General features: G+C 63.2%; 15 protein-coding genes. 10 read left to right on the top strand and 5 right to left on the bottom strand.

The window, feature by feature from the left end; genetic code table 11:
* The first annotated feature begins 42 nt into the window (after nucleotides 1–42).
* Nucleotides 43–654: a ribonuclease T gene (rnt, locus tag FW760_RS09830; protein WP_173925077.1), complete on the top strand. Its 612-nt coding sequence runs from the start codon at nucleotides 43–45 to the stop codon at nucleotides 652–654.
* A 110-nt stretch (nucleotides 655–764) separates the two neighbouring features.
* Here the strand turns inward: rnt and FW760_RS09825 are convergent, their stop codons facing one another.
* A complete protein-coding gene (locus FW760_RS09825; RefSeq protein WP_043861975.1) occupies nucleotides 765–1,367 on the bottom strand; it encodes a peroxiredoxin in 603 nt (200 codons plus the stop codon).
* 236 nt (nucleotides 1,368–1,603) lie between these two features.
* Here FW760_RS09825 and FW760_RS09820 point away from each other — a divergent pair, with 236 nt between their 5' ends.
* Both FW760_RS09820 and bfr read left to right on the top strand, forming a co-directional pair.
* Nucleotides 1,604–1,822: a bacterioferritin-associated ferredoxin gene (locus FW760_RS09820; RefSeq protein ID WP_043861976.1), complete on the top strand. Its 219-nt coding sequence runs from the start codon at nucleotides 1,604–1,606 to the stop codon at nucleotides 1,820–1,822.
* 201 nt (nucleotides 1,823–2,023) lie between these two features.
* Nucleotides 2,024–2,494 (top strand): bacterioferritin, encoded by a 471-nt coding sequence (gene bfr, locus FW760_RS09815; protein ID WP_043861977.1) that lies wholly within the window; start codon nucleotides 2,024–2,026, stop codon nucleotides 2,492–2,494.
* Nucleotides 2,495–2,634: 140 nt separating this feature from the next.
* Here the strand turns inward: bfr and grxD are convergent, their stop codons facing one another.
* Together grxD and FW760_RS09805 are read right to left on the bottom strand one after the other, a co-directional pair.
* Entirely contained in the window at nucleotides 2,635–2,970 is a 336-nt protein-coding gene (gene grxD / locus FW760_RS09810; RefSeq protein WP_038999109.1) for a Grx4 family monothiol glutaredoxin, read from the bottom strand.
* 92 nt (nucleotides 2,971–3,062) lie between these two features.
* Nucleotides 3,063–5,171, bottom strand: a complete 2,109-nt coding sequence (locus FW760_RS09805) for a molybdopterin oxidoreductase family protein (protein ID WP_446443760.1) — start codon at nucleotides 5,169–5,171, stop codon at nucleotides 3,063–3,065.
* A 390-nt stretch (nucleotides 5,172–5,561) separates the two neighbouring features.
* Between FW760_RS09805 and argF the strand changes: the two genes are divergently transcribed.
* Both argF and FW760_RS09795 read left to right on the top strand, forming a co-directional pair.
* Nucleotides 5,562–6,482, top strand: a complete 921-nt coding sequence (gene argF / locus FW760_RS09800) for an ornithine carbamoyltransferase (protein ID WP_043861979.1) — start codon at nucleotides 5,562–5,564, stop codon at nucleotides 6,480–6,482.
* Nucleotides 6,479–7,588: an ABC transporter ATP-binding protein gene (locus FW760_RS09795; protein ID WP_043861980.1), complete on the top strand. Its 1,110-nt coding sequence runs from the start codon at nucleotides 6,479–6,481 to the stop codon at nucleotides 7,586–7,588. Before argF ends, FW760_RS09795 begins: the two co-directional genes overlap by 4 nt.
* 82 nt (nucleotides 7,589–7,670) lie before the next feature.
* Here FW760_RS09795 and FW760_RS09790 read toward each other — a convergent pair whose 3' ends face one another.
* Both FW760_RS09790 and ybaK read right to left on the bottom strand, forming a co-directional pair.
* Nucleotides 7,671–8,450, bottom strand: coding sequence for a PhzF family phenazine biosynthesis protein (locus FW760_RS09790; protein WP_446443759.1), 780 nt, complete (start codon nucleotides 8,448–8,450; stop codon nucleotides 7,671–7,673).
* Nucleotides 8,451–8,542: 92 nt separating this feature from the next.
* The gene (gene ybaK / locus FW760_RS09785; RefSeq protein WP_043861982.1) at nucleotides 8,543–9,013 is read right to left on the bottom strand and encodes a Cys-tRNA(Pro) deacylase; all 471 of its coding nucleotides are present in this window, start codon (nucleotides 9,011–9,013) and stop codon (nucleotides 8,543–8,545) included.
* Between the two features lie 302 nt (nucleotides 9,014–9,315).
* On the opposite strand from ybaK, the gene FW760_RS09780 reads away from it, so the two are divergent.
* The 5 genes from FW760_RS09780 (at nucleotide 9,316) to FW760_RS09760 (ending at nucleotide 15,616) form a co-directional block, all read left to right on the top strand.
* A complete protein-coding gene (locus FW760_RS09780) occupies nucleotides 9,316–10,167 on the top strand; it encodes an MIP/aquaporin family protein (protein WP_043861983.1) in 852 nt (283 codons plus the stop codon).
* Nucleotides 10,168–10,233: 66 nt separating this feature from the next.
* A complete protein-coding gene (glpK, locus tag FW760_RS09775; RefSeq protein WP_043861984.1) occupies nucleotides 10,234–11,733 on the top strand; it encodes a glycerol kinase GlpK in 1,500 nt (499 codons plus the stop codon).
* A gap of 162 nt (nucleotides 11,734–11,895) precedes the next feature.
* Nucleotides 11,896–12,651: a DeoR/GlpR family transcriptional regulator gene (locus FW760_RS09770; RefSeq protein WP_043861985.1), complete on the top strand. Its 756-nt coding sequence runs from the start codon at nucleotides 11,896–11,898 to the stop codon at nucleotides 12,649–12,651.
* Between the two features lie 172 nt (nucleotides 12,652–12,823).
* A complete protein-coding gene (gene glpD / locus FW760_RS09765) occupies nucleotides 12,824–14,362 on the top strand; it encodes a glycerol-3-phosphate dehydrogenase (RefSeq protein WP_043861986.1) in 1,539 nt (512 codons plus the stop codon).
* Between the two features lie 339 nt (nucleotides 14,363–14,701).
* Nucleotides 14,702–15,616, top strand: a complete 915-nt coding sequence (locus FW760_RS09760) for a glutamate/aspartate ABC transporter substrate-binding protein (protein ID WP_043861987.1) — start codon at nucleotides 14,702–14,704, stop codon at nucleotides 15,614–15,616.
* Nucleotides 15,617–15,681: the final 65 nt, after the last annotated feature.

Genomic DNA, 15,681 nt, shown 5'->3' with positions numbered 1-15,681 from the left:
GAAGACGACCAGGAAGGTCAAGGCGGCGGTTCGCGCCATCCGATGGCAGAGCGCTTTCGCGGCTACCTGCCGGTGGTGGTGGATGTTGAAACCGGTGGTTTCAACTGCGCCACCGATGCACTGCTGGAAATAGCCGCAGTCACCATCGGCATGGACGAAAAGGGCTTCCTGTTCCCGGAGCACACCTATTTCTTCCGCGTCGAACCCTTCGAGGGCGCCAACATCGAACAGGCGGCCCTGGACTTCACCGGCATCAAGCTCGATCACCCGCTGCGCATGGCGGTCAGCGAAGAGTCGGCGCTGACCGACATCTTCCGCGGCGTGCGCAAGGCCCTCAAGGCCAATGGCTGCAAGCGCGCGATCCTGGTGGGGCACAACAGCAGTTTCGACCTGGGCTTCCTCAACGCGGCCGTGGCGCGCCACGACATGAAGCGCAACCCCTTCCACCCGTTCTCCAGCTTCGACACCGCCACCCTGGCTGGCCTGGCCTATGGTCAGACCGTGCTGGCGCGGGCCTGCCAGAGTGCCGACATCGACTTTGACGGGCGGGAGGCACACTCGGCGCGCTACGACACCGAGAAGACGGCCGAGCTGTTCTGCGGCATCGTCAATCGCTGGAAGGAAATGGGCGGCTGGCAGGACTTTCGCGACTGACCGCTTCGCCGGCCGGCGCCTGCAGACGCTACGCGACGCAGGAGCCAGCCTTGCTGGCGAACAGGCATAAAAAAACCGGCCACCAGGGCCGGTTTTTTCATGCGTGGCGCTTACAGCTTGCCAGCATTCTCGCTCAGGTAGGCAGCAACGCCTTCTGGCGAAGCGGTCATGCCCTTGTCGCCTTTTTTCCAGTTGGCAGGGCAGACTTCGCCGTGCTCTTCGTGGAATTGCAGCGCGTCGACCAGACGGATCAGCTCTTCCATGTTGCGGCCCAGCGGCAGGTCGTTGACGATCTGCGAACGGACAACACCCTTGTCGTCGATCAGGAACGCGCCACGGAAGGCCACGCCGCCTTCGGACTCGACGTCGTAGGCCTGGGCGATTTCGTGCTTGAGGTCGGCAGCCATGATGTATTTGACCGGGCCGATACCGCCGGCGTTGATCGGGGTGTTGCGCCAGGCGTTGTGGGTGAAGTGCGAGTCGATCGAAACGGCGATCACTTCAACGTTGCGCGCCTTGAAGTCGTCCATGCGGTGATCCAGGGCGATCAGCTCGGACGGGCAGACGAAGGTGAAGTCCAGTGGGTAGAAGAACACCAGGCCGTACTTGCCCTTGATAGCCGAAGCCAGGTTGAAGCTGTCGACGATCTCGCCGTTGCCCAGTACTGCAGGTACGGTGAAGTCCGGGGCGTTTTTGCCTACGAGCACGCTCATTCGATATCTCCTGATGGTATTGAATGGTTTGCGCAGCCGACCCGCAGGTCCGCTGGCATGACACAAGAACTGCCCATCATACACCGACCGACGCCGTGCGCCGAGCGAATGCCAGCCCACTGCCAGACTGACCGCCGGTCGCTCTGGAACGGGCCTCTGCACAAGGTACTTTGACAAGCATTCTCATTAGCATTAAGCTCCCCGACATCAAGCCTTTACCAGCGATGGTCTCCCTTATGTATGTGTGTCTTTGTGTTGGTGTTACCGACGGACAGATCCGCGATGCGATTTACGAAGGATGCTGCAGCTACAAGGAAGTCCGTGCCGCCACCAACGTGGGCACCCAGTGCGGCAAATGTGCCTGCCTGGCCAAGGAAGTGGTACGTGAAACCCTGACCAAACTGCAGGTCAGCCAGGCCGCCCTGCCTTATCCGGTAGAATTTACCGCAGCCTGAAAACAGCGAATTTGAAGAACCGGACCTCGTGTCCGGTTTTTTTATGCCTGCAATTCAAGTAGTTAGGCTTAAAACGCGGAACACAAACATTCTTATTCCGATTAATTTTCATTTATTATTCAATAACTTAGGTTTGACACTGGAAGTTGTCGGGCTCAGACTCGTGCTTATCGACACACTTACGCAGGGCAGGACCCCATCATGAAAGGCGACGTTAGCGTCATCCAGCATCTCAACAAGATCCTCGGAAACGAGCTGGTCGCAATCAACCAATACTTCCTGCATGCGCGCATGTACGAAGACTGGGGTCTGGAAAAACTCGGCAAGCACGAATACAAAGAATCCATCGACGAGATGAAACACGCTGACAAACTGATCAAGCGCATTCTGTTTCTAGAAGGTATTCCCAACGTCCAGGACCTGGGCAAGCTGCTGATTGGCGAACACACCAAGGAAATGCTCGAGTGCGACCTGCGCCTGGAGCAGAAAGGCCTGATCGACCTGAAGGCGGCGATTGCGCATTGCGAGACCGTGGGCGACTTCGGCAGCCGCGAACTGCTCGAGGACATCCTCGAGGCCGAGGAAGAGCATATCGACTGGCTGGAAACCCAGTTGAGCCTGATCGACAAGGTCAGCCTGGAAAACTACCTGCAGTCGCAGATGGGCGAGTAATCACGCCCAACCGGCTGCAACCAAAGCCCCGCCTGTGCGGGGCTTTTTTTCGCCTGGGGTAACCGGCCTTGCCGGCCACCGGGCCCAGGCAGGCACAAAAAAGCCCCGCAGATGCGGGGCTCTTCAGTGCAAAACCGGATTCAGGCCTTGGCCGCCTCGGCCTTGGCAGCGGCGTCCTTGATCAGGGTCTGCAGCTCGCCGTTGGCAAACATCTCGGCCATGATATCGCTGCCGCCGACCAGCTCACCGCCCACCCACAGTTGCGGGAAGGTCGGCCAGTTGGCGTACTTGGGCAGGTTGGCGCGGATTTCCGGGTTCTGCAGGATATCCACGTAAGCGAACTTCTCGCCACAACCCATCACGGCTTGCGCCGCCTTGGCCGAAAAGCCGCACTGCGGGGCATTCGGCGAGCCTTTCATGTAAAGCAGAATGGTGTTGTTGGCAATCTGCTCTTTGATTGTTTCGATAATATCCATGAAGCACCTCGCGGCTGAACTTTCCGACCTGGTTGTCGGCACGGTGACGCATTGTATCGGAAAGCCGAGCGTGACGCTCGGCCTTGCCGATATCAGGCCGCAACCACCTCTACCACCACCCCGTTGAGCGCCGCATTGCCCGATACCGCGTCGCGCTGACGCTCGTCGGTCAGATCGTTGGCACTGGCCCCTGCTTGCGCCTGAGCGATGCCCAGGCGCATGCCTGGCCGCCCATGGCCGAAGCCGTGTGGCAGGCTGACCACGCCGGGCATCATATCGGTGCTGGCGAGCACCTCCACCTCGATGCTGCCCACGCGCGAGCTGACACGCACCCGCTGGCCGTCCTGCAACTGCCGGCCGGCCAGGTCGTCGGGATGCATCAGCAGCTGGTGGCGCGGCTTGCCCTTCACCAGGCGATGGTAGTTGTGCATCCAGGAGTTGTTGCTGCGCACATGCCGACGCCCGATCAGCACCAGTTGCGTGGCGTGGGGCAAAGCTTGCGCGGCGAAGCGCTGAAGGTCGGCCAGGATCACCGCGGGCGCGGCCTCGACACACTGGCTGGCAGTTTTCAGCCGTGCACCGAGGTTGGGCTGCAACGGCCCCAGGTCGATACCGTGGGGATAGCGCTCGAGGGTGTGCAGCGACAGGTCGAACGCGCTGCCCTGGCCATGGGGCCCGCCGCGCAAGCCCAGGTCGATCATCTGCGCGGGTGTCAGGGTCGGTTTGAGCGGCTTGTCGGCCAGTGCCGCGAAGGCCTTGGCCAGGCCGACGAAGATCTCCCAGTCGTGCAGCGCGCCTTCGGGCTTGGGCAGGATCGCCCGGTTGAAGCGGCTGACGTTGCGCACCGCCAGCAGGTTGAAGGTGGTGTCGTAGTGATCGTTCTCCAGCGCCGAGGTGGACGGCAGGATCAGGTCGGCATGGCGCGTGGTCTCGTTGATGTACAGGTCGATGCTGAGCATGAACTCCAGCCCTTGCAGCGCCTGCTCCAGCTGCCGTCCATTGGGCGTGGAGAGCACCGGGTTGCCGGCCACGGTGACGAGTGCACGCACCTGCCCTTCGCCCTCGCACAGCATCTCTTCGGCCAGTGCCGCCACCGGCAGCTCGCCTGCGTACTCGGGCAGGCCCGACACACGGCTCTGCCAGGCGTTGAAATGCCCGCCGCTGGTACTGGCCACTAGGTCCACTGCCGGCTGGGTGCACAAGGCGCCGCCGACCCGATCCAGATTGCCACTGACCAGGTTGATCATCTGCACCAGCCAATGGCACAGGGTGCCGAAAGCCTGGGTCGAGATGCCCATGCGCCCATAGCACACGGCCTTGTCGGCGGCGGCGAAGTCACGGGCCAACTGGCGGATCTGCGCGGCCTCGATGCCACAGCGCGGGCCCATGGCTTCGGCTGTGAACGGCGCGATTGCCTCGCGCACCGCGTCCAGCCCGGCCACCGGCAGGTGCGTGGTACGGCTCAGGCCTTCCTCGAACAGGGTGTTGAGCAGCCCGCACAGCAGCGCCGCATCAGTGCCTGGGCGCACGAACAGGTGTCGGTCGGCCATGGCCGCGGTCTCGCTGCGCCGCGGGTCGACCACCACCAGCTTGCCGCCCCGTGCCTGCAGGGCCTTGAGGCGCTTTTCGACATCGGGCACAGTCATGATGCTGCCGTTGGAAGCCAAGGGGTTGCCGCCCAGAATCAGCATGAAGTCGGTATGGTCGATGTCCGCAATCGGCAACAGCAGGCCATGGCCGTACATCAGGTAGCTGGTCAGGTGCTGCGGCAACTGGTCGACCGAGGTCGCGGAAAAGCGGTTGCGCGTCTTGAGCAGGCCCAGGAAATAGTTGCTGTGGGTCATCAGGCCGTAGTTGTGCACGCTGGGGTTGCCCTGGTACACCGCCACCGCGTTCTGACCATGGCGCTGCTGCAGGGCCCAGAGCTTCCGGGCGGCCAGCGCGAACGCCTCGTCCCAGCCGATGGCCTGCCATTGCTCGCCGATGCGGCGCATGGGAGTACGCAGGCGGTCCGGATCGTTCTGGATGTCCTGCAACGCAACGGCCTTGGGACAGATATGGCCACGGCTGAAGGTGTCCAGCGCATCGCCCTTGATCGACGTGATGCGCGGCGCCTGCCCAGGCTCATGGGCCACTTCCAGGGTCAGGCCGCAGATGGCTTCGCACAGATGACAGGCACGGTGATGCACGCTTTTGCTCATGGCCGCCTCTTGTTGTAGGTCTGATTAGCGACCTCGACTATGGCCCTGCCCCGCCCCCCTCGCCAGTGACGTTCGTGGCGTGAATCGCCCGGCATCAGGCAAGGCGATGGTCGCGGCGCGCTGGCACCTGTACCGCGCATGCGTTGCAAAGGCCTCGGCGGGCAGTGTACAAAGCCTGTCCGGCCCAATAAAAAGCGTCACCCAACGGCTTGCAACACATTCGGCAACGTCGAGTTCGCAGCCCCCACTTGGTAAGACGCGACATTTAATTATAGTATTGCGCCTTTCCCTATTTCGTCGCCCCGTGCGGCTTTCGCCGCAGGTCACTTCCGTTGTTTTCGAAAACCGGCTTTTGATGATCTGCGGTCTGTTGCAAAAAGGTAGTCAATGATGAGCGCTAGGCACTTTCTCTCCCTGATGGATTTCACCGCCGAAGAACTGGTCAGTGTGATCCGCCGAGGGATCGAGCTGAAGGACCTGCGTAACCGCGGCGTACTCTTCGAACCCCTGAAAAACCGCGTGCTGGGCATGATTTTCGAAAAGTCGTCCACGCGTACCCGGCTGTCGTTCGAAGCCGGCATGATCCAGCTCGGTGGCCAGGCCATCTTCCTGTCGCCACGCGACACCCAGCTGGGCCGTGGCGAGCCGATCGGTGACTGCGCCATCGTCATGTCGCGCATGCTCGACGCGGTGATGATCCGTACGTTTGCCCACAGCACGCTCACCGAGTTCGCCGCCAATTCGCGGGTACCGGTGATCAACGGCCTGTCCGACGACCTGCACCCGTGCCAGCTGCTGGCCGACATGCAGACTTTCCTCGAACACCGCGGCTCGATCCAGGGCAAGACCGTGGCCTGGGTGGGCGATGGCAACAACATGTGCAACAGCTATATAGAAGCCGCCATCCAGTTCGACTTCCAGCTGCGCATCGCCTGCCCTGAGGGCTATGAGCCCAACCCGGCGTTCGTGGCCCAGGCCGGCGAGCGCGTGCAGATCGTGCGCGACCCCAAGGACGCCGTGCGCGGTGCACACCTGGTGAGCACCGATGTCTGGACTTCCATGGGCCAGGAGGAGGAAACTGCACGGCGCCTGGCGCTGTTTGCGCCTTACCAGGTCAACCGCGAACTGCTCGACCTGGCGGCTGCGGATGCCCTGTTCATGCACTGCCTGCCCGCCCACCGTGGCGAGGAAATCAGCCTGGACCTGCTCGACGACCCCCGTTCGGTCGCCTGGGACCAGGCCGAAAACCGCTTGCATGCACAGAAGGCGCTTCTCGAATATCTTGTCGAACCGGCCTATCACCACGCATGAGTCAACCTCTACTGCTTAACCTGCGCGACCTCGCCTGCGGCTATGGCGAGCAGCGCATCGTCCAGAACCTCAACCTGCACCTCAACGCCGGCGACATCGGTTGCCTGCTGGGTTCCTCGGGGTGCGGCAAGACCACCACGCTGCGCGCCATCGCCGGTTTCGAGCCGGTGCACGAGGGCGAGATCAGCCTGGCGGGCGAAGTCATCTCCAAGGCCGGCTTCACCCTGGCCCCGGAGAAGCGCCGCATCGGCATGGTGTTTCAGGACTACGCGCTGTTCCCGCACCTGACCGTGGCCGAGAACATCGCGTTCGGCATCGGCAAGCACCCGCGCCAGCGCCAGGTGGTCGATGAAATGCTCGAGCTGGTGAAGCTGGACAAGCTTGGCGGGCGCTACCCGCACGAGCTGTCCGGCGGCCAGCAACAGCGTGTGGCCCTGGCCCGTGCCCTGGCACCCGAGCCGCAACTGCTGCTGCTGGACGAGCCGTTCTCCAACCTCGACGTGGAACTGCGCCGACGCCTCAGTCATGAGGTGCGTGACATCCTCAAGAGTCGCGGCACCAGCGCGATCCTGGTCACCCATGACCAGGAAGAGGCCTTTGCCGTCAGCGACCATGTGGGCGTGTTCAAGGAAGGCCGCCTGGAGCAGTGGGACACCCCGTACAACCTCTACCACGAACCGTTCACGCCGTTCGTGGCCAGCTTTATCGGCCAGGGCTATTTCATCCGTGGCCAGCTGACCAGCCCCGAATCGGTGCAGACCGAACTGGGCGAGCTGCGCGGCAATCGGGCCTACACCCTGCCTCAGGGCAGCGCGGTGGATGTGCTGCTGCGCCCGGACGACATCGTGCATGCGCCCCACAGTGCCTTGAAGGCAAGCATCGTCGGCAAGAGCTTCCTCGGTGCGTCCACCCTGTACCGCCTGCAACTGGGTACCGGCAGCCAGCTCGAAGCGATCTTCCCGAGCCATATCGACCATCAGGTCGGCGGCGAGGTGGGCATTGAAGTGGCGGCGGACCACCTGGTGCTGTTCCCGGTGGCCGGCACGGTGCCGGCACAACTGCCGGTGGCGGAGAACGGCGTGCGACGCTACAGCGCGGCGCTCTGATAACGCTTCGCCAGCAAGGCTGGCTCCTACAGGAAATTGCCTGGCCTACTGTAGGAACCAGCCTTGCTGGCGAAAAGGGCCGCTAGAGGAACAACGTCCCGCTCGCCACCCGCGTCGCATACCCGCCAATCTTCACCCGCGCCCCTTCCAGGCGGCAGAACAGCTCCCCACCCCGCGCGGAACACTGCACCGCGTGCAGCTCATCCTTGCCCAGGCGCTGCGCCCAGTAAGGGATCAGCGAGCAGTGCGTGGAGCCGGTCACCGGGTCTTCAGGGATACCGATCCCCGGCGCAAAATAGCGCGACACAAAATCATGCTCGCGCCCTGGCGCCGTGACAATCACGCCCAGCCCCGGCAACGGCACCAGCGCCGCCATGTCAGGGCGACAATCCCGCACCGCCTGTTCGCTTTCGAGCACCACGAACAGTTCATTGGTCTGCCACATCTCGACCACCGGGCACCCCAGCGCCTGCGCCACCGGCGGCAGCTCGGCCAGCGGCTGCGGGTCGTAGCGCGGGAAGTCCAGCACCAGGCGCCCCGCCTCGCGGCTCACGGTCAGCGGCCCCGAACGGCTGTCGAACGCCAGGCACTCGGCATCTTCCCCATACACCTCGAACAGCACATGCGCGCTGGCCAGGGTCGCATGCCCGCACAGCGGCACTTCGGTGGAGGGCGTGAACCAGCGGATGCGCCAGCGCTGCGCCTCGCGCACGACGAATGCGGTTTCGGCCAGGTTGTGCTCGGCCGCAATTTTTTGCATCAGTTCATCGGGCAGCCATTGCTCCAGGCGATACACCATCGCCGGGTTGCCGCTGAAGGGTTGGGAACTGAAGGCATCGACCTGGTGAAATTCAAGCTGCATGGGTTGGCTCCTGCATGGGAAGGCAGCGAGCATGCCTGCCCGGGCGCTCGCGCTTCCATATACAGAATGGCCGGATTTGGAGGATACAGATGCTACTCGCGGCCGATCGCCGCAAAGCTGCCCCGGGTGTGCTCGGCCAGCACCGCCGCCGCCAGTTCCACCTCCAGCCCGCGCCGCCCGGCGCTGACATGAATGGTTTCGAACTGCTGCGCCGAAGCATCGATGAAGGTGCGCAGGCGCTTCTTCTGCCCCAGCGGGCTGATCCCGCCCACCAGGTACCCGGTGGAACGCTGTGCGGCCATCGGGTCGGCCATTTCGCACTTCTTTGCACCCGCCGCATGGGCCAGGGCCTTGAGGTCCAGGCTGCCCACCACCGGCACCACCGCCACCAGCAACTCGCCCTTCTCGGTGCTGGCCAGCAGCGTCTTGAACACCCGCGCTGGCTCCAGGTTGAGCTTCTCGGCGGCTTCCAGGCCGTAGGAAGCCGCCTTGGGGTCGTGTTCATAACTGTGGATGCGGTGTTCGGCGCGGGCTTTCTTGAGCAAATCCAGGGCGGGGGTCATGCAGGGCTCCAGGCAGGGTGATCGGTCTCCAGTCGCTGGCTACTTTAGGGCAAAACGCCGGAGCCAACCATTACCCGCCCGGTTGCCACCGACACCACCTGAGCCACCGGCAGTCAGAATATGAATGGCAGTTCACTTTCGACCTTTGACATCAGCGTTTCTTGTCTATATTTTTTCGATTCTGAATATCGAACTGCCCCAATACCGTGCAGTTCTGCCGTCAACCCGACCAGAATGGGGATTCTGCTCGGGTTTTTGTCGAGCGCACACGCGCCTCACAACAACAAGAACCGAGGTCACGAATGACGACTGCTCTACGACAACCAACGCTGTCTGCCCAATGCATGGCCGAATTCCTCGGCACCGCATTGCTCATCTTTTTCGGTACCGGCTGCGTCGCGGCACTCAAGGTCGCGGGCGCCAGCTTCGGCCTGTGGGAAATCAGCATCATCTGGGGCGTGGGGGTCAGCATGGCGATCTACTTCACCGCCGGGGTGTCGGGTGCACACCTGAACCCGGCCGTGAGCATCGCCCTGAGCCTGTTCAGCGGCTTCGAAAAGCGCAAGCTGCCGTTCTACATCGTCGCCCAGGTGGCCGGTGCCTTCTGCGGCGCGGCGCTGGTATACACCCTGTACAGCAACCTGTTCTTCGATTACGAACAGACCCACGCCATGGTGCGCGGCAGCACCGCCAGCCTGGAGCTGGCCTCGGTGTTCTCCACCTATCCGCACCCGTTGCTGTCCACCGGCCAGGCATTTCTGGTGGAGGCCGTGATCACGGCCATCCTGATGGCGGTGATCATGGCCCTTGCCGACGACAGCAACGGCCTGCCCCGGGGCGCACTGGCACCACTGCTGATCGGCCTGCTGATCGCGGTGATCGGCAGTGCCATGGGCCCGCTGACCGGCTTTGCGATGAACCCGGCGCGCGACTTCGGTCCCAAGCTCATGACCTTCCTGGCCGGCTGGGGCAACGTGGCCTTTACTGGCGCACGTGACATTCCCTATTTCCTGGTTCCCATCATTGCGCCGATCATAGGTGCAAGCGTGGGTGCCGCCCTGTATCGCGGCGTGATCGCGCGCAACCTGCCCACGGCAGACGGCGCGAACGCCCAGACCGACGACAACGCTCGGGGCAAGACCCAGGCCTCCTGATGCCGAACCGGCGAGCCAGGCTCGCCCTGCCCCGACTTCCACCTTTTCGAGTGCAAGGCCCACACCATGACCGACACCCCGAACAAGCACTACATCATTGCCCTGGACCAGGGCACGACCAGTTCACGCGCGATCATCTTCGACCGTGACGCCAACGTGGTCGGCACCTCGCAGCGCGAGTTCGCCCAGCATTACCCCCAGGCCGGCTGGGTCGAGCATGACCCGATGGAGATCTTCGCCACCCAGAGCGCGACCATGGTCGAAGCACTGGCCCAGGCGGGCCTGAGCCACGACCAGGTGGCGGCCATCGGCATCACCAACCAGCGCGAGACCACCGTGGTGTGGGACCGCGAAACCGGTCGCCCGGTGTACAACGCCATCGTCTGGCAGTGCCGACGCAGCACCGAGATCTGCGAGCAGCTCAAGCGTGACGGCCACGCGGACTACATTCGCGAAACCACCGGCCTGGTCACCGACCCGTACTTCTCGGGCACCAAGCTCAAGTGGATCCTGGACAACGTCGACGGCGTGCGTGAGCGCGCCGAACGCGGCGAGCTGCTGTTCGGCACCGTGGATACCTGGCTGATCTGGAAGTTCTCCGGCGGCAAGGTGCATGTCACCGACTACACCAACGCCTCGCGCACCCTGATGTTCAACATCCACACCCTGGAATGGGACGAGAAGATGCTGCAGGTGCTGGGCATCCCGAAGCAGATGCTGCCCCAGGTACGCTCGTCGTCAGAGGTCTACGGCCACACCAAGAGCGGCATCGCCATTGCCGGCATCGCCGGCGACCAGCAGGCTGCGCTGTTCGGCCAGATGTGCGTGGAGCCGGGCCAGGCCAAGAACACCTATGGCACCGGCTGCTTCCTGCTGATGAACACCGGCGACAAGGCCGTGCAGTCGTCCCATGGCCTGCTCACCACCATTGCCTGCGGCCCGCGCGGCGAAGTGGCCTATGCCCTGGAAGGCGCGGTGTTCAACGGCGGTTCAACCGTGCAGTGGCTGCGTGACGAGCTGAAGATCGTCAACGACGCCCACGACACCGAGTACTTCGCCAGCAAGGTCAAGGACAGCAACGGCGTGTACCTGGTGCCGGCATTCACCGGCCTGGGTGCGCCGTACTGGGACCCGTACGCGCGCGGCGCCCTGTTCGGCCTGACCCGCGGGGTCAAGGTCGACCACATCATCCGCGCCGCGCTGGAGTCGATCGCCTATCAGACCCGCGACGTGCTCGACGCCATGCAGCAGGATTGCGGCGAGCGCCTGAGCGCACTGCGCGTGGACGGTGGCGCGGTGGCCAACAACTTCCTGATGCAGTTCCAGGCCGACATTCTCGGCACCTGCGTGGAACGCCCGCAGATGCGCGAAACCACTGCGCTCGGCGCCGCCTACCTGGCCGGCCTGGCATGTGGCTTCTGGAGCGGGCTGGACGAGCTGCGCGGCAAGGCCATCATCGAGCGCGAGTTCACCCCGCAGTTGGAGGAGGCGCAGAAAGAGAAGCTGTACGCCGGCTGGCTGAAGGCGGTGGACCGTACCCGCGACTGGGAACCGCACGAGGAATAGAACCTGCGCAGGCTTCTTCGCCAGCAAGGCTGACTCCTACACTGTAGGCGCCAGCCTTGCTGGCGAGGCGCCCACAGGATCGTTTCAGCCAGCCCCGCGCTGGCCCCCGCCCCCATCCTGCGGCATCATGCAGATTTGCCCGGCAGCCCAAAAGGACCGCCCATGAATCTGCCCCCTCGCCAACAACAAATTCTCGAGCTGGTCCGCGAACGCGGCTATGTCAGTATCGAGGAAATGGCGCAGCTGTTCGTTGTAACCCCGCAAACCATCCGCCGTGACATCAACCAGCTGGCCGAAGTGAACCTGCTGCGCCGCTATCACGGTGGCGCGGCCTATGACTCGAGCATCGAGAACACCGCCTACGCCATGCGTGCCGACCAGATGCGCGACGAAAAGCAGCGTATCGCCGAAGCCATCGCCGCGCAGATCCCCGATCACGCCTCGCTGTTCATCAACATCGGCACCACCACCGAGTCCATCGCCCGCGCTCTGCTCAACCACAACCACCTGAAGATCATCACCAACAACCTGCATGTGGCCTCCATCCTCAGCGCCAAGGACGATTTCGAAGTACTGCTGGCCGGCGGCAACGTGCGCCGCGATGGTGGTGTGGTCGGCCAGGCCAGCGTCGACTTCATCAACCAGTTCAAGGTCGACTTCGCCCTGGTCGGCATCAGCGGCATCGATGAAGACGGCAGCCTGCTCGACTTCGATTACCAGGAAGTGCGCGTGTCCCAGGCCATCATCGCCAATGCGCGCCAGGTGATCCTCGCCGCCGACTCCAGCAAGTTCGGGCGCAACGCCATGGTGCGCCTGGGCTCGATCAGCCTGATCGACTGCCTGGTGACCGACCAGCCTCCCGTCGCCGCCCTCGCCCAGTTGCTCAACCAGCACAAGATCCGCCTGGACGTGGTGTAGCGCCATCGCGGCCCTCGCAACGGGGGCCGCTCGAATGTTCATAATTTTTCATTTATTTGTCATCCGATCAGTATTTTCTATTGAAAGCGACTGGCGGGCGCCATTTTGTTGCGCTACCATTTTCGCAAACGAACATTAATGTTCATATTCGATAGAAACCAGAGGCCGCCTCGTGTCCCAGTCCAGCTCGCCATCGCCCGCCCTTGCCGAAATCTATGACGTTGCCGTGATCGGTGGCGGCATCAACGGCGTCGGTATCGCCACCGATGCAGCCGGGCGCGGCCTGTCGGTACTGCTCTGCGAAAAGGATGACCTGGCCAGCCATACGTCCTCGGCCAGCAGCAAGCTGATCCACGGTGGCCTGCGCTATCTGGAGCACTACGAGTTCCGCCTGGTGCGCGAAGCGCTGGCAGAACGCGAAGTGCTGCTGGCCAAGGCGCCGCATATCGTCAAGCCGATGCGCTTCGTGTTGCCGCACCAGCCGCACCTGCGTCCAGCCTGGATGATCCGCGCCGGCCTGTTCCTGTATGACCATCTGGGCAAGCGCAAGCAGCTGGGCGCCTCGCGCAGCTTGCGCTTCGGCCCGGGCAACCCGCTCAAGCCGGCCATCACCCGCGGTTTCGAATACGCCGACTGCGCAGTGGACGACGCCCGCCTGGTGGTGCTCAACGCCATGGCCGCGCGTGAACTGGGTGCGCACATCCTCACCCGTACCCGCTGCGTCAGCGCACGGCGCGTGGGCAAGCTGTGGAACGTGCAGCTCGAACGCGCCGACGGCAGCCAGCAGACCATCCAGGCCCGCGCCCTGGTGAACGCGGCCGGCCCGTGGGTGGCCAGGTTCATCAAGGACGACCTCAAGCTGGAGGCGCCCTACGGCATTCGCCTGATTCAGGGCAGCCACCTGATCGTGCCCCGGCTGTACGAGGGCGAGCATGCCTACATCCTGCAGAACGAAGACCAGCGCATCGTGTTCGCCATCCCGTACCTGGAGCGCTTCACCCTGATCGGCACCACCGACCGCGAGTACAGCGGCGACCCGGCCCAGGTGAGCATCACCGAGGCCGAGACCGACTACCTGCTCAAGGTTGTGAACGCGCACTTCAACCACCAGCTGGGCCGCGCCGACATCCTCAGCACCTATTCCGGTGTGCGCCCGTTGTGCAACGACGAGTCGGACAACCCCTCGGCGGTCACCCGCGACTACACCCTGGCCCTGTCGGCGTCTGCCGGCGAGGCGCCGCTGCTGTCGGTGTTCGGCGGCAAGCTGACCACCTACCGCAAGCTGGCCGAGTCGGCCATGGCCGAGCTGGCGCCGTACTTCACCCAGATGACCGGTAGCTGGACCGCCACCTCCAGCCTGCCGGGCGGTGAACAGATGACCACGCCGCAGGCGCTGTGCGACGAGATTCTCGCGCGCTTCGGCTGGCTGCCAGCGGATATCGCCAAGCGCTGGGCGCTGACCTACGGCAGCCGCGTATGGCGCCTGCTCGAGGGCGTCCAGGGCCCGGACGACCTGGGCGATGCGATTGGTGGCGGGTTGTTCACCCGCGAGGTGGATTACCTGTGCAGCGAGGAATGGGCGGTCAGCGCCGACGATATCCTGCTGCGGCGCACCAAGCTGGGGCTTTTCACCAGCCCGGCCGAACAACAGGCTCTGCGGGTTTACCTGCAACGGGTAGAACTGAGCCGCGGGCGTATTCAGGCGGCCTGACACCGCAAAATCGCATCGCGGGTCAAGCCTGCTCCCACAAGGTCACCAAACCAGTGGGAGCGGGTTTGACCCGCGATGAGGCCAACAAAGGACTATCTGTTCGGTTTCCCGAACGAGCCATTGGCCCTTAATCGGAAACCCGGACATCCCTCCCCCGCCATACCCCGGCAAAAAATGCCCGCCGCCGCTATTTGCATGGGGTTATGATCAAAATCAGAGTTTGGCATGAGTCATGCTCTACACTCAGTACCCGAATGCGCAACCGCTTCATTGCTGTGTTCGCTGAACGAAAGAGCCCGCCAACGGCTCAATAAGAAAAACAACGTCGAGGAAAATTTGATGCGTATCGTTCCCCATCTGTTGGGCGCCGCCATGGCGACCGCTTTGATCAGCACGCCGGCCCTTGCCGCCGAACTGACCGGCACCCTGAAGAAAATCAACGACTCGGGCACCATTACCCTGGGGCACCGCGACGCTTCCATCCCGTTCTCCTACATCGCCGACGCTTCGGGCAAACCCGTCGGTTACTCCCACGACATCCAGCTGGCTATCGTCGAGGCCCTGAAAAAGGACCTGAACAAGCCGGACCTGAAGGTCAAATACAACCTGGTCACCTCGCAGACCCGCATCCCGCTGGTGCAGAACGGCACCGTTGACGTCGAGTGCGGTTCCACCACCAACAACCTCGAGCGCCAGCAACAGGTCGACTTCTCGGTCGGCATCTTCGAGATCGGTACCCGCCTGCTGTCCAAAAAGGATTCCTCCTACAAGGACTTCCCGGACCTGGCCGGCAAGAACGTGGTGACCACCGCCGGTACCACATCCGAGCGCATCCTCAAGTCGATGAACGCCGACAAGCAGATGAAGATGAACGTCATCTCCGCCAAGGACCACGGCGAGTCGTTCCAGATGCTCGAGTCCGGCCGCGCCGTGGCCTTCATGATGGACGACGCCCTGCTCGCCGGCGAAATGGCCAAGGCCAAGAAGCCGACCGACTGGGCCGTGACCGGTACCCCGCAGTCCTATGAAATCTACGGCTGCATGGTGCGCAAGGGCGATGCCCCGTTCAAGAAAGCGGTCGATGACGCCATCGTCGCCCTGTACAAGTCGGGTGAGATCAACAAGATCTACGACAAGTGGTTCAACCAGCCAATCCCGCCTAAAGGCCTGAACCTGATGTTCCCCATGAGCGACGAGCTCAAGGCGCTGATCGCCAATCCTACCGACAAAGCTGCAGACGAAAAGAAGTCCTGACCCCCAGCTAGTTAGTGTCTAACCTTTCATCCGAGGGCGCCCAGCGCCCCCGGATGCTCGAAGGT

The sequence above is a fragment of the Pseudomonas sp. 1176_21 genome (assembly GCF_052850635.1).
Note: the sequence above shows the minus strand (reverse complement) of the source record. Positions and strands in the feature narration are given on the sequence as shown.

Bases quoted from the DNA above. Each gene is read 5' to 3' on its own strand.
- glpK (WP_043861984.1), top strand. From the start codon at position 10,234: ATGACCGACACCCCGAACAAGCACTACATCATTGCCCTGGACCAGGGC.
- FW760_RS09805 (WP_446443760.1), bottom strand. From the start codon at position 5,171: ATGAGCAAAAGCGTGCATCACCGTGCCTGTCATCTGTGCGAAGCCATC.
- bfr (WP_043861977.1), top strand. From the start codon at position 2,024: ATGAAAGGCGACGTTAGCGTCATCCAGCATCTCAACAAGATCCTCGGA.
- FW760_RS09790 (WP_446443759.1), bottom strand. From the start codon at position 8,450: ATGCAGCTTGAATTTCACCAGGTCGATGCCTTCAGTTCCCAACCCTTC.
- FW760_RS09780 (WP_043861983.1), top strand. From the start codon at position 9,316: ATGACGACTGCTCTACGACAACCAACGCTGTCTGCCCAATGCATGGCC.
- FW760_RS09795 (WP_043861980.1), top strand. From the start codon at position 6,479: ATGAGTCAACCTCTACTGCTTAACCTGCGCGACCTCGCCTGCGGCTAT.
- argF (WP_043861979.1), top strand. From the start codon at position 5,562: ATGAGCGCTAGGCACTTTCTCTCCCTGATGGATTTCACCGCCGAAGAA.
- ybaK (WP_043861982.1), bottom strand. From the start codon at position 9,013: ATGACCCCCGCCCTGGATTTGCTCAAGAAAGCCCGCGCCGAACACCGC.
- FW760_RS09760 (WP_043861987.1), top strand. From the start codon at position 14,702: ATGCGTATCGTTCCCCATCTGTTGGGCGCCGCCATGGCGACCGCTTTG.
- grxD (WP_038999109.1), bottom strand. From the start codon at position 2,970: ATGGATATTATCGAAACAATCAAAGAGCAGATTGCCAACAACACCATT.
- rnt (WP_173925077.1), top strand. From the start codon at position 43: ATGGCAGAGCGCTTTCGCGGCTACCTGCCGGTGGTGGTGGATGTTGAA.
- FW760_RS09825 (WP_043861975.1), bottom strand. From the start codon at position 1,367: ATGAGCGTGCTCGTAGGCAAAAACGCCCCGGACTTCACCGTACCTGCA.
- FW760_RS09770 (WP_043861985.1), top strand. From the start codon at position 11,896: ATGAATCTGCCCCCTCGCCAACAACAAATTCTCGAGCTGGTCCGCGAA.
- FW760_RS09820 (WP_043861976.1), top strand. From the start codon at position 1,604: ATGTATGTGTGTCTTTGTGTTGGTGTTACCGACGGACAGATCCGCGAT.